General features: G+C 67.1%; 12 protein-coding genes. 6 read left to right on the top strand and 6 right to left on the bottom strand.

Annotated features, from left to right (window positions below):
• Positions 1-214 precede the first annotated feature (214 nt).
• Positions 215-469, bottom strand: coding sequence for a cell division protein CrgA (gene crgA, locus SMIR_RS18480; RefSeq protein ID WP_054236413.1), 255 nt, complete (start codon positions 467-469; stop codon positions 215-217).
• 142 nt (positions 470-611) lie between these two features.
• Here crgA and SMIR_RS18475 point away from each other — a divergent pair, with 142 nt between their 5' ends.
• The 6 genes from SMIR_RS18475 to SMIR_RS18450 all read left to right on the top strand — a co-directional run bounded on the left by SMIR_RS18475 (position 612) and on the right by SMIR_RS18450 (position 5,204).
• Positions 612-1,391, top strand: a complete 780-nt coding sequence (locus SMIR_RS18475; RefSeq protein ID WP_168493590.1) for a DUF881 domain-containing protein — start codon at positions 612-614, stop codon at positions 1,389-1,391.
• Positions 1,392-1,426: 35 nt separating this feature from the next.
• Positions 1,427-2,158, top strand: a complete 732-nt coding sequence (locus tag SMIR_RS18470; protein WP_168501164.1) for a class E sortase — start codon at positions 1,427-1,429, stop codon at positions 2,156-2,158.
• Positions 2,159-2,231: 73 nt separating this feature from the next.
• Complete coding sequence (locus SMIR_RS18465) at positions 2,232-2,393, top strand: hypothetical protein (protein ID WP_165854063.1); 162 nt, start codon at positions 2,232-2,234, stop codon at positions 2,391-2,393.
• Entirely contained in the window at positions 2,390-3,028 is a 639-nt protein-coding gene (locus tag SMIR_RS18460) for an aminodeoxychorismate/anthranilate synthase component II (RefSeq protein ID WP_067376619.1), read from the top strand. The genes SMIR_RS18465 and SMIR_RS18460 overlap by 4 nt, the downstream gene beginning before the upstream one ends.
• Positions 3,025-4,389: a class E sortase gene (locus tag SMIR_RS18455; RefSeq protein ID WP_212727180.1), complete on the top strand. Its 1,365-nt coding sequence runs from the start codon at positions 3,025-3,027 to the stop codon at positions 4,387-4,389. The genes SMIR_RS18460 and SMIR_RS18455 overlap by 4 nt, the downstream gene beginning before the upstream one ends.
• Before the next feature lie 62 nt (positions 4,390-4,451).
• Entirely contained in the window at positions 4,452-5,204 is a 753-nt protein-coding gene (locus SMIR_RS18450) for a class E sortase (RefSeq protein WP_248003009.1), read from the top strand.
• A 99-nt stretch (positions 5,205-5,303) separates the two neighbouring features.
• Here the strand turns inward: SMIR_RS18450 and SMIR_RS43560 are convergent, their stop codons facing one another.
• From SMIR_RS43560 to SMIR_RS18425, 5 genes are all read right to left on the bottom strand, one after another.
• Positions 5,304-5,849 (bottom strand): restriction endonuclease, encoded by a 546-nt coding sequence (locus SMIR_RS43560; RefSeq protein ID WP_248003010.1) that lies wholly within the window; start codon positions 5,847-5,849, stop codon positions 5,304-5,306.
• A 581-nt stretch (positions 5,850-6,430) separates the two neighbouring features.
• The gene (gene pknB / locus SMIR_RS18440) at positions 6,431-8,434 is read right to left on the bottom strand and encodes a Stk1 family PASTA domain-containing Ser/Thr kinase (protein ID WP_168493592.1); all 2,004 of its coding nucleotides are present in this window, start codon (positions 8,432-8,434) and stop codon (positions 6,431-6,433) included.
• Between the two features lie 170 nt (positions 8,435-8,604).
• Entirely contained in the window at positions 8,605-10,092 is a 1,488-nt protein-coding gene (locus SMIR_RS18435) for a peptidoglycan D,D-transpeptidase FtsI family protein (RefSeq protein ID WP_168493594.1), read from the bottom strand.
• The gene (locus SMIR_RS18430) at positions 10,089-11,537 is read right to left on the bottom strand and encodes an FtsW/RodA/SpoVE family cell cycle protein (protein ID WP_168493596.1); all 1,449 of its coding nucleotides are present in this window, start codon (positions 11,535-11,537) and stop codon (positions 10,089-10,091) included. The genes SMIR_RS18435 and SMIR_RS18430 overlap by 4 nt, the downstream gene beginning before the upstream one ends.
• A gap of 26 nt (positions 11,538-11,563) precedes the next feature.
• Positions 11,564-13,147 carry a Stp1/IreP family PP2C-type Ser/Thr phosphatase gene (locus tag SMIR_RS18425; RefSeq protein WP_212728373.1) on the bottom strand — a complete coding sequence of 528 codons (1,584 nt, stop codon included), beginning with the start codon at positions 13,145-13,147 and terminating at the stop codon, positions 11,564-11,566.
• Positions 13,148-13,167 lie beyond the last annotated feature (20 nt).

Here is a 13,167-nt window from a genome sequence, read left to right as displayed (position 1 = left end):
TCGTGGCGGATCTTGTGCACGCTGTGTGGGAACAGCTGTGCCCCCTGTAACTGACCCGAGTTTTCGCAGGTCGGACAGGGGGCGAACAGGTTTGCGGATCCCGGTAGGTCAGTCACACCGGCGTCAACCCCGGATGAGTTATCCACAGATCGTCGTTCTTTTTCCACCTGTGGAAAACTCTTGTGGATAACTCAGTGGATAACCCTGGGCAGAGCTACTTCCACTGCGTGGAGACGCCGAATCCCGCCGCGATGAAGCCGAAGCCGACCACGATGTTCCAGTTGCCGAGGGCGTCGATGGGCAGTGACCCGTCCGTCACGTAGAAGATGACGATCCAGGCGAGGCCGATGAGGAACATGGCCAGCATGACCGGTGCGACCCAGCCGCGGCTGGTCAGCTTGATGTTGGTCGCCTGCTTCGCCGGGGGCGGCGTGTAGTCGGCCTTCTTGCGGATACGTGACTTCGGCACGAGGGTCTCTCCTGTCGATGCGCTGCGTGGCCGCGCAGGGAACTGGGGCGGGCTCCGGGGCAGCGTACAAGGGGACACTGAGCGCTCCCCCGGGCGTCCGTTAGCGTAGTGCTTCCGCGGCGCCGAAGGAGATAAGGGTACGTTGAGCAATTCTGCCGACTCCCCCGGGACGGGTTCCAGTCCTGCCGTTACGCGCCGTTTCCGGCCCGTACGTGTACTCACCGTCGCCGTCTTCGCGCTCGCCGGGCTGATCTTCTTCACCAGCTTCAACACGGCCAAGGGCACCAATATCCGCACGGACGCGTCCATGCTGAAGCTCTCCGACCTCATTCAGGAGCGCAGCCACAAGAACGCGTCGCTGGACGAGTCCAACGGCGTCCTGCGCGCCGAGGTCGACACGCTCGCCGGGCGGGAGAACGGCGGCAGCAAGGCCGACACCGCCAAGCTCGCCGCGCTGGAGAAGAACACCGGCACCCAGAAGCTCAAGGGCAAGGCCGTCACGGTCACCCTCAACGACGCCCCGCCGAACGCCACGGCCAAGCTGCCTGGCTACCCCGAGCCGCAGCCCGATTATCTGGTCATCCACCAGCAGGACCTGCAGGCCGTGGTGAACGCCCTGTGGCTGGGTGGCGCCCAGGGCATCAAGGTGATGGACCAGCGGCTGATCTCCACCAGCGCCGTGCGTTGTGTCGGCAACACCCTGATCCTCCAGGGCCGGGTCTACTCGCCCCCGTACAAGATCACCGCGATCGGTGACCCCCAGAAGCTCCAGAAGGCCCTTGCCGACTCTGCGGCGATCCAGAACTACATGGTGTACGTCAACGTCTACGGGCTCGGCTGGAAAGTCGAGGAGAACGGAACGGTGACTCTTCCCGGCTACTCGGGCACAGTGGATCTCCACTACGCAAAACCTGTGGAGTAGTGGCTGAAGCAGCTGCCGCTGGGGGTCCCGTGTCGGTGCGAGTGCTCGTCCGGACAGTGAGCGAACTGTGCATCACCGTCGGCACGCTCATCGTGCTCTTCGTGGTCTACGTCCTGTTCTGGACGGGCGTGAAGGCCGACAGCGAGATGAACCACCAGATCGACCAACTCCAGAAGCAGTGGTCGAAGGGATCGGTCGCACAGCAGTCGAAGGCGCCCCCGACCGGCCCGGCAACCGGGAACCCGAACGCTCCGGCGGCGAAAACGACCGAGAGCCCGAAGGCCCCGGGCCCCTACGCCTACGGCAAGCCCTTCGCGGTGATGTACATCCCACGTCTTGGTTTCACGTGGAACAAGCCCGTGCTCGAAGGCACCGGCACGAGCGTCCTGCAGAAGGGGCTCGGGCACTACCGGGGGACGGCCCAGCTCGGGCAGGTGGGGAACTTCGCCGTCGCGGGGCACCGGCGCACGTACGGCGACCCGTTCAAGGACTTTCCCCAGCTGCGCAGGGGGGACGCGGTGGTGCTGACCGACGGGACGACCTGGTTCACGTATCGGATCGACAAAGGCCCCTACAAAACAGTGCCTACGGACGTTGAGGTGATCGATCCTGTGCCACGTAAGTCCGGGTACACGGCTCCGGGCCGCTATCTCACGCTGACCACGTGCGATCCGGAGTGGGGACACAGCCATCGGCTGATCGTCTGGGCACATCTGGATTCCACGCAGCCCGTGGAGGCCGGGAAACCTCAGGCGCTACGCCGTTAGTCTGGTCCCGTACGGCGTGGGTCCGATGGTGTAGGGCGTGGCTCTGGTGCCGTGATGCGACGGAAGGGACAGCATGTACGGCTTCATCTGGCGGCATCTGCCGGGTAACGCATGGGTGAAGGCGCTGATCTCACTCGTGCTCGTCCTCGCGGTGGTCTACGTACTCTTCCAGTACGTCTTCCCGTGGGCCGAACCGTTGCTCCCCTTCAACGATGTGACGGTGAACAACCAGTGAGCGCGCGGATTCTCGTCGTCGACAACTACGACAGCTTCGTCTTCAACCTGGTCCAGTACCTGTACCAGCTCGGCGCCGAGTGCGAGGTGCTGCGCAACGACGAGGTCTCGACCGCGCACGCCCAGGACGGATTCGACGGCGTACTGCTATCACCCGGCCCCGGCGCTCCCGAGCAGGCCGGCGTCTGCGTCGACATGGTCCGCCACTGCGCGGACACGGGTGTCCCCGTCTTCGGCGTCTGCCTCGGCATGCAGTCGATGCAGGTGGCGTACGGCGGTGTCGTGGACCGTGCGCCCGAGCTGCTGCACGGCAAGACGTCGCTGGTGGAGCACGAGGGCAGAGGCGTCTTCGCCGGACTGCCGTCCCCCTTCACCGCGACCCGCTACCACTCGCTGGCCGCCGAGCCGGAGACCGTGCCGGCCGAGCTGGAGGTCACCGCCCGTACCCACGACGGGATCATCATGGGACTGCGCCACCGTGAACTCCCGGTCGAAGGTGTGCAGTTCCATCCCGAGTCGGTGCTGACCGAGCACGGTCACCGGATGCTCGCCAACTGGCTGGTGGAGTGCGGCGACCAGGGTGCCGTGGCGAGGTCGGTGGGGCTCGCCCCGGTGGTGGGCAGGGCCACGGCGTGACCGCCCTGCGCCCCGAGCGCGAGTCCGGTGCCGCTTACGGCGGCACCGCAGACGACGGGTCCTCGTACGGGCAGCAGCCGTACGGGGGACCCGGTGCGTTCGAGGCCGCGGTCGAGCAGCTCGCGGATCCGCTCACCGATCCGCTGCCGGGCCGACGGGCCGCCGGGCGGCACGCCGCTCCGCCGCCGGCCGACGTCCCGCCCGCTCCCGTACCGCCCGCCGCCGTGTCGGAGGGCGGGCGCGGGCAGGAGTGGTCCGGGCAGGGACAGCACCAGTACGCCGTGGACGGCCCCGAGGGGTATACGCGGGACTGGCAGGGGATGCCGGGGGGTGCGCAGGCTCCCGCTCCCGCCTACGGGGAACCGCTCACCAGACCCATGCCCTTGTACGCCGAACCGGTCGGCGCGGTTCCGAAGCTGGACGACGCGACCGTGGCGCTGCGGGCCTCGGAGGTCTCCGAGGCCCGGCGCAGGGCCGAGCAGTTGGCGGGCGGGGCCACGAACGAGGGGATACCCGCGTCCGGGGGCCGTGCGGCCCGGCGGAAGGCGGCGCGGCGCCACGGGCGCCACGGAGGGGCTCAGGAGCCCCAGGAGCCCCAGGGTGCCCAGGAGTCGGTGGAGTCGGCGGAGAAGGCCGCTGAGGCGCCGCGGAGCCGTATGGAGGCCCGGCGGGCGGCGCGCGCGCAGAAGCCCGGTGCGGCCGTCCTCGTCAGTCGGCTGATCGGCGAGGTGTTCATCACCACCGGCGTCCTGATGCTGCTTTTCGTGACCTACCAGTTGTGGTGGTCGAACGTGCGGGCGCACCAGCAGGCGGGCAGTGCCGCGCACCACCTCCAGGAGGACTGGGCGAGCGGCAAGCGGAGTCCGGGGACGTTCGAGCCGGGACAGGGTTTCGCCATCCTGCACATCCCGAAGCTGGACGTGGTCGCTCCGATCGCCGAGGGCACCAGCAAGACGAAGGTGCTCGACCGCGGGATGGTGGGTCACTACGGGGAGGGATCCCTGAAGACGGCGATGCCGGACGCCAAGACGGGCAACTTCGGGCTCGCGGGGCACCGCAACACGCACGGAGAACCGTTCCGGTACATCAACCGGCTCAAGCCCGGTGACTCCATCGTGGTCGAGACCCAGGACGACTACTTCGTCTACAAGATGACGTCGATCCTGCCGGTGACGTCCCCGTCGAACACGAAGGTGCTGGACCCGATCCCCCAGGGGTCCGGTTTCACGGCGCCGGGCCGCTACATCACACTGACCACCTGCACGCCGGAATTCACCAGCACCTACCGCATGATCGTGTGGGGCAAGATGGTCGAGGAACGCCCGCGCAGCAAGGGCAAGCCGGACGCGCTCCTCGGGTAGGAGCCCCGTCGGGCACCAGCACGTGAGACAACCTGAGACAGACCAGACGGGGCAGATGCACAGTGGCAGCGAGGACCGACCACGACGAGCGCGCCGAGGCCGAGGCCGACGCCCAAGCGGCCGCTCCGAAGCGTCGTGGAGTGAGCCGGATCGCGATGGCGGTCAGCATCCTGGGTGAACTCCTCATCACCGCGGGCCTGGTGCTCGGCCTGTTCGTCGTCTATTCGCTGTGGTGGACGAACGTCGTCGCGGATCGCGCGGCCGACAAGCAAGGTGACAAGGTCCGTGACAACTGGGCCCAGGACAAGGGCGGCCCGGGTGCGCTGGACACCAAGGACGGCATCGGCTTCCTGCATGTCCCGTCGATGAAGAACGGCGAGGTGCTGGTCGAGAAGGGCACCTCCACGAAGGTCCTCAACGACGGCGTCGCCGGCTACTACGTGGACCCCGCCAAGGCGACCCTGCCGATGACCGACAAGACGGGCAACTTCACGCTCGCCGCCCACCGCGACGGCCACGGCGCCAAGTTCCACAACATCGACAAGATCAAGAAGGGCGACCCGATCGTCTTCGAGACCAAGGACGACTGGTACGTCTACAAGGTCTTCTCGATCCTCCCGGAGACCTCGAAGTACAACGTCAAGGTCCTCCAGTCGGTCCCGAAGCAGTCGGGCAAGACGAAGCCGGGCCACTACATCACCCTGACGACCTGCACGCCGGTCTACACGTCGGAGTACCGCTACATCGTGTGGGGCGAGCTGGAGCGCGTGCAGAAGGTGGACAGCGCGCGTACGCCGCCGGCGGAGCTGGGCTGAGGTGACTGAGTGACTGGCAGCAACTCGGTCACCTAGCATGGCGAAGGCCCGAAGCCGCAACTTGCTCTTGCGGCTTCGGGCCTTGCTGTTTCGCGTCACCTATCGCAGTGCCTTGAGGCGCACTCCGGCGGTCCACGCCTCCAGCTCGTCGCGGTTGACGGTGATGATCCCGCTCAGATCGGCGATTGCTTGTGCTTCGCGGCTGAAGTGGGAGGTGGCGACGAACAGGGCCACCTCCGCGGGGTTGATGGTCCGGGCGGCGCCCGCGAACTTCTGCATGTCGGCGCTCGGAACGGAGGAGCGGCTGTCGCGGTTTTTGCACTGCACAGCCACCGCGCGTCCGTCAGCCGTGCACGCGGTGATGTCGATGCCCCGGTCGCTCCGGGCTTGCCGTACGACGACTTGCGTGCAGCCGTCACGGCGCAGCAGGTCGGCGACATGGAGCTCGAACGCCTGCCAAGTCATGGCCTTGATGGACACCCTGACGCTGTCGGTGGGGGCTTCTCCTTCCAAGGTCCTGCCGAGGATGTGGGTGATGCGCTCGTCGATACGGTCGTCGAGGGAGGTGGTGTCCCTGTGTACAGGGTTGTCCACAGGCTGCTGCGTGCGTGCCAGGTACTCCATGTCGAGGAGGTATGTACGCACCTGACGTGCCTTCGCTGTCCCGGAGCAGCATGGCCACGTTGAGGACGGCGCGACGGGAGAACAGCGCGAGCGACCGGGAGCGTGACTGAATTCCACTGAGCTCCTTGAAGGAGCTCAGTTCTGAACCTGTCAGAACCCGGTAGCCGCTGGCTTCCAGCTCCGTCCGGTGGTCGACCACGAGGGAACGGATGGCCTTGAGGCCCACCTGGAAGTAGGTGGCGACCATCGCCGTCGTCACATGCATGCCGTCCGGCAGTAGTGACAGTGCCTTGACTCGGTCGAGCACTTCCGTGCGCTCCAGCATGCTGCCCGCAGGGCCTTCGACTCCAGCAGAACCGCTTCGTTGATCACGTTCTGCCCCTTCTGCTTGTGTTGTGGCCATGTGGCCGGGGCAGAGCTTTGATTTCCCACCCCACCGCTTTTAATGAGTCGGGGCAGTATGAAGATGTGGTCGACTTTCGTACAGAAGGTGGGCCTTTGCGTGCATGGCGCGACGGTACGGACCAGACAACGAAAAACTGTGCCCCGCCCGGGAGCCCGGGCGGGGCACAGTTCGTCTGACCGCTGTTTCAACCGCCGCGTCAGCCTCCGGTGAGACCGCCGAAGAAGCCGTTGCCGCCATTGTTGTTACCGTTTCCGCCGTTCTGCCCGGAATCGGCCGCGATGAGGTTGACCTTCTGACCCGCCGTCACCTGCGAGCCCTGCTGCGGATCGCTGGTGATCACAATGGCGTTGTCGTCCTGTGAGCCTGCGACGTTGCCGAGCTGGAGATTGTTCTGCGCCAGGATCTGCTTGGCCTGGGCAAGGGTCATCTGGGTCACCTGCGGCATCTGGAACGTCTGGTTCTGCGCCTTGCCGATCTGGATGTTCACGCTGGAGTTCTTGTCGGCCGAGCTGCCGATTGCGGGAACGGTCGAGACGACCTTGTCGGCCTGGTTCGGGTCGGTCACGTCGATCTGCGTGCAGTTGCCGACGAGGTTGTTGGCCGTCATCGCGGCCTTGGCCTCGTCACACGACTTGCCGGTGACGTCCGGGACCGTGGCCTTCTCGGCGGCCTTGGCGATGGTGAGGGTGATCGTCGATCCCTTCTGCACCTCCGTGCCAAGTCTCGGGTCCTGCTCCAGCACGGTGTTCGGGTCCTCCGTGGACACCTGGGTCTGCGTCTTGACCGTGAAGTTGTAGTCGCTGCCCGTGAGCTTCGCCTTGGCGTCGTCGAGGCTCTGGCCCGTGACGCCGGGCACGACGACCTTCGGCGCCCCCGTGGATACCACCAGGTTGATGGTGTCGCCCTTGGTGGCCTTCACGCCCGCCTTCGGGTCCTGGGAGCAGACGTTGCCGGTCTTCTCGGTCTCGCAGGGTTTCTTGGTGATCGAAACCTTCAGCTCGGCGTTGGTGGCCAGCTGGGCGGCTTCCTTCTGCGTCTGGCTGACGAGGTTGGGAACGGTGACGCTGTTGTTGCTCACCCCGCCGCCCCCGAACATCCACTTCCCGATCAGGATCGCGCCGACCAGGACCAGCACACCCGCCACGACCAGCAAAATCGTCGAGGTGTTCGATTTCTTCTGCTGGCGGCGGCGGGCCGGGCGGTCGTCGTAGCTGTTGTAGCCGTAGCCGCCGTCGTCCGGGTTCATCGGGGGCAGCATGGACGTGGCCTGGGCGTCCGTGGAGCGCAGCGCCGTGGTGGCCTGGTCGTCCGGGTAGCCGCCGTAGCCCACGGAGCCCATGGCGGCCGTGGCGGCGACGGGCTGGCCGTCGAGGCAGGCCTCGATGTCCTGGCGCATCTCGTCGGCGGACTGATAGCGGTAGTCCGGGTCCTTGACCAGTGCCTTCAGGACGATCGCGTCCATCTCGGGCGTGATCTCGGGGTCGAAGACCGACGGCGGCTGCGGCTCCTCGCGTACGTGCTGGTACGCGACCGCGACCGGGGAGTCACCCACGAAGGGCGGACGCACGGTCAGCAGCTCGTAGAGGAGGCAGCCGGTCGAGTAGAGGTCCGAGCGCGCGTCGACCTGCTCGCCCTTCGCCTGCTCCGGGGAGAGGTACTGGGCGGTGCCGATGACCGCGGCGGTCTGCGTCATCGTCATGCCGGAGTCACCCATGGCGCGGGCGATGCCGAAGTCCATGACCTTGACCTGGCCGTTGCGCGTCAGCATGACGTTGGCCGGCTTGATGTCGCGGTGGACGATTCCGGCGCGGTGGGAGTACTCGAGGGCCTGGAGGATGCCGATGGTCATCTCCATGGACCGCTCGGGGAGCAGTCTGCGGCCCGAGTGCAGCAGCTCGCGCAGCGTGGACCCGTCGACGTACTCCATCACGATGTACGGGATGGAGATGCCCTCGATGTAGTCCTCACCCGTGTCGTACACGGCGACGATCGCGGGATGGTTGAGCGAGGCGGCCGACTGGGCCTCCCGGCGGAACCGGGCCTGGAACGACGGATCGCGTGCGAGGTCGGCTCGCAGCGTCTTCACCGCCACGGTGCGGCCGAGCCGGGTGTCATGAGCGAGATGTACCTCCGCCATGCCACCACGGCCGAGCACCTGGCCCAGCTCGTACCGGCCGCCGAGGCGACGCGGCTCTTCCATAGCTACCTACCAGCCCTCTCCGTCGGTCCCGACCGCACGCTTGTGTGGTCCGGCGGTGTGCCGTCCGGGCATACCGTACCCGGCTCGGCTTCTGTGACCTGGCCAAGCCCGTCACCCGATACAGGACCGGTATCGCAACGTGCACCGATGTGAAGGGGACGTGACAGGGGTCACTTCTTGCTGTCGATGACTGCCTTCATCACGCTCCTCGCGATGGGGGCGGCGAGACCACCGCCCGTGATGTCGTCACGGTTGGCGCTGCCGTCCTCGACCACGACGGCCACGGCGACCGGCGAGCTGCCGTCGGCGAGCTTGGCGTACGAGATGAACCACGCGTACGGCTTCTCGCTGTTCGCGACACCGTGCTGGGCGGTACCGGTCTTGCCACCCACGGTGACGCCGCTGATCTGGGCCTTGTTGCCGGTGCCCTGCGGGTCGTTGACGACCGTCTCCATCATGGACTGAAGGATCTGGGCGTTGCTCTTGGAGAGCGGCTCGCTCAACTTCTGCGGTTCGGTCTGCGAGATGACGTCCAGGCTCGGGGCCTGCAGCTTGTCGACCATGTACGGCTTCATGAGCGTGCCGTTGTTGGCGACGGCGGAGGCGACCATGGCCATCTGCAGCGGGGTCGCGGCGGTCTCGAACTGGCCGATGGAGCTGAGCGCGGTCTGCGGCTTGTCCATCGTCTTGGGGAAGACGGAGGCGTTGGAGCGCACCGGCGTGAGCTGCTCGGAGTTGAAGCCGAACTTCTCGGCCTCCGCGAGCATCTTGTCCTTGCCGAGATCCGCGCCGATCTTGCCGAAGACCGTGTTGCAGGACACCTTGAGCGCCACGCGCATGGTGGCGTTCTTGCAGGGGATGTTCCCCTCGTTCTTCAGCTCGGTCGAGGTGGTCGGCAGCGTGTACGGCAGCGGCGAGTCCGTGTTCTCGTCCGCGGACTTGTACAGGCCGTTCTCCAGCGCCGCCGCCGCGGTGACCACCTTGAAGGTGGAGCCCGGCGGGTAGGTCTCGCGCAGCGCCCGGTTGAGCATCGGCTCGTCGGGGTTGTTCTTCTTCTGGAGCTTGTTCCAGGCCTTCTCGTCGCTCCCGGAGGTTCCGGCGAAGGTCGAGGGGTCGTACGACGGGGTCGAGGCCAGCGCCAGGATCGCGCCGGTCTGCGGGTTGATCGCGGCGACGGCGCCCTTGCCGCGGCTCAGCAAGCCCTGGTACGCGGCCTTCTGCGCGGCGGCGTTGAGGGTGGTGACGACGTTGCCGCCCTGCTTCTTCTTGCCCGTGATCATGTCGAGGGTGTTGCGGAAGAAGAGCCGGTCGTCGTTGCCGGTGAGGATGCCGTCGTCCAGCTTCTCCAGCTGGGAGGCGTCGAAGGCCTGCGAGGCGTACCCGGTGACCGGCGCCCACATGGGGCCGTCCTTGTAGGTGCGCTTGTACTCGAAGTCGTTGATGCCGCTCTTGGTCGACTTGGTGGCCCCGGTGATCGGGTTGCCGTCGACGATGATGTCGCCGCGCGGAGTGGCGTACCGCTCGATGGCGACGCGGCGGTTGCTCGCGTTGGTCCGCAGGCTGTCCGCCTGGACGTACTGGATGTAGTTGTCGCGGATGAGCAGGGCGAGGACGAGGAGCCCGCAGAAGAGCGCGATCCGGCGCAGGGGCTTGTTCACGGGCGGACCACCTGGGTCATCTCGGCGTCGGGGCTGGGGGCGGGCGCGGGGGCCGGGCGGCGGGCCGTGTCGCTGATTCTCATCAGGATGCCCATCAGCGCCCAGTTGGCGATGACGGAGGAGCCTCCGTAGGCCACGAACGGCATCGTCATACCGGTGAGCGGGATCAGGCCCATGACGCCGCCCGCGACGACGAAGACCTGGAGCGCGAAGCCGCCGGAGAGGCCGACCGCGAGGAGCTTGCCGAACGGGTCGCGGGCCGCGAGCGCCGTTCGGATGCCGCGCTCCACGATCAGGCCGTAGATGACCAGGATCGCCATGATCCCCGCCAGGCCCAGTTCCTCGCCGAAGCTGGCGAGGATGAAGTCGGAGTTGGCGGCGAACCGGATGAGTTCCGAGTGGCCCTGTCCCCATCCGGTGCCGAGCGTGCCGCCGGAGCCGAAGGCCCACAGGGCCTGCATGGCCTGCTCGGAGTGGAGGATGCCGTCGTGGGTTCCGGCCTGGCTGAGCTTGTACTCGCGCATCGGGTCGAGCCAGGCCTGGACACGCGTCTGGATGTGCGGTTCGAAGCTCGCCACGCCGACGGCTCCGGCCGCCGACATCAGCAGACCGAAGACGATCCAGCTGGTCCGCTCCGTGGCGACGTACAGCATGATCACGAACATGCCGAAGAACAGCAGCGAGGTACCGAGGTCGGTCTCGAAGACCAGGATCAGGATGGAGACGAACCAGACCACCAGGATCGGGCCGAGGTCACGGCCGCGCGGCAGGTAGAGGCCCATGAAGCGGCGGCTGGCGAGGGCCAGCGCGTCACGCTTCACCATGAGGTAGCCGGCGAAGAAGACCGCGAGGATGATCTTCGCGAACTCGCCGGGCTGGAGGGTGCCCAGACCGGGGATCGAGATCCAGATCTTGGCGCCGTAGATGTTGGCGCCGAGGCCCGGGACCAGCGGCAGCAGGAGCAGGACCAGGGCGCCGAACATGGAGATGTAGGTGTAGCGCTGCAGGACGCGGTGGTCCTTCAGGAAGATCAGCACGGCGACGAACAGACCGATGCCCAGCGCGGTGTACAGCAGCTGGCGTGGCGCTGCCTGGGCGAAGTTGGGCAGCGACTGGAGCAGCTTGGACTGGTCGAGACGCCAGATCATCACCAGCCCGAGGCCGTTGAGCAGCGTCGCCAGAGGCAGCAGCAGCGGGTCGGCGTACGGCGCGAACTTGCGGACGCCGAGATGGCCGACGCCCGCGATCAGGCCGAGGCCGAGGCCGTAGCTCAGCAGGCCGGACGGCACCTTCTCGTCGATGGCGAGGCCCACGTTGGCGTACGCGAAGACCGGGATGAGGACGGCGAACACCAGCAGCGCCAACTCGGTGTTGCGGCGGCTCGGTGTGCCGATCGAACCGATGGTCGACGTGTGGTGCGTCGGCGTGTTCGTACTACTGCTCATGGTGTGACAGGGCCCCTCACGGCTTCTTACTGCTTACCGCACAGCGAGACCAGCTTCTGCTCCTCGTCGGAGAGGCTGGGGCCGGGTGTGGGAGTGGGTGCGGTGGAGGTGGACGGTTTCGAAGACGGTGCCGAGCTCGATGCGTGCGGCGTCGGGGACGGCCTGGACGTGGCCTTGGACGTCAGAGAGGTGGTTGTGGTTCCCGTGGTTCCACCTGCCTGGCCCGCGCCGGTCTTCGCGCTGTTGCTGTCGGCGGCGCGGCGCTCGGCGTCCTTCTTGCACGCGGAGGCCTGCGTGGCGAGCTCGCTGATCTTCTTCTGGGCGTTCTGGAGGCCGCCCTCCGCGATCGTCGCCTTGATCTGCTTCTGCTGGTACGGCGGCAGGTACTTGAGTTCGATCTCGGGGTGATCCTTCTCCACCTTCGAGAGCGAGACCCAGGCCAGGTCCTGGCTGATTCCGCGGTACAGCGCGACGTGCTGATCCTGGGCGCCGACGTAATACTGCGTCTGCGTCCACTGGTAGCCGCCGTACAGACCGCCGCCGATGACGGCGAGGGCCAGCGCGGTGTAGAGCGATCTCTTCAGCCACTTGCGCCCGGCGCTCGGCTTGACGAAGTCCTCGTCGGAGTAGTCGCCGTAGCCGCCCGTGGAGACGTAACCGGTGGTGTCGCCGCTGCCGGGCGGTCCGAACTCGCCGCCACCGCCCTGTCCGGGCACCGGACGGCCGAGGCTGGAGGCGCGGCCCGCGGGGGTCTGCATGGCGTCGTTGTCGTGCATCTGGTGCTGGTGCTGGTTCTCGGCGACCGCGCCGACCACGACCGGGGTGTCGGAGAGCTGGGCGGCGAGGGTGTCGCCGGAGTCGATGTCGAGGACGTCGGCGATGATGACGGTGATGTTGTCGGGGCCGCCGCCGCGCAGCGCGAGCTCGATGAGGTTCTGGACGGTCTCCTGCGGGCCCTGGTAGCTGGCGAGCGTGTCTTCCATCGTCTGATGGGAGACGACGCCGGACAGGCCGTCGGAGCAGATCAAGTAGCGGTCGCCGGCGCGGACTTCGCGGATGGAGAGGTCCGGCTCGACGTGGTCGCCGCTGCCCAGCGCGCGCATCAGCAGGGAGCGCTGCGGGTGGGTGGTGGCTTCCTCTTCGGTGATGCGGCCCTCGTCGACGAGGCGCTGCACCCACGTGTGGTCCTGGGTGATCTGCGTGAGGACGCCGTCACGCAGGAGGTACGCACGGGAGTCGCCGACGTGCACGAGGCCGAGGCGCTGACCGGTCCACAGGAGCGCGGTGAGGGTGGTCCCCATGCCCTCCAGCTGGGGGTCCTCCTCGACCATCATCCGCAGCTGGTCGTTGGCACGCTGTACGGCGGTGCCCAGCGAGGTGAGGATGTCGGAGCCCGGGACGTCGTCGTCGAGCGCGACGATGGTGGAGATCACCTCGGAGGAGGCGACCTCACCGGCGGCCTGGCCGCCCATCCCGTCGGCGATCGCGAGCAGGCGGGGACCGGCGTAACCGGAGTCCTCGTTGCCCTCGCGGATCATGCCTTTGTGCGATCCGGCGGCGAAGCGCAGTGACAGACTCATGCGCACCTCGCCCGTCGGCTCCGGGTACATCCGCACGGTGCCCACCCTCC

It is taken from the genome of Streptomyces mirabilis (assembly GCF_018310535.1).
Classification (GTDB): Bacteria; Actinomycetota; Actinomycetes; order Streptomycetales; family Streptomycetaceae; genus Streptomyces.
This window is presented reverse-complemented; position numbering and strand designations above follow the sequence as displayed.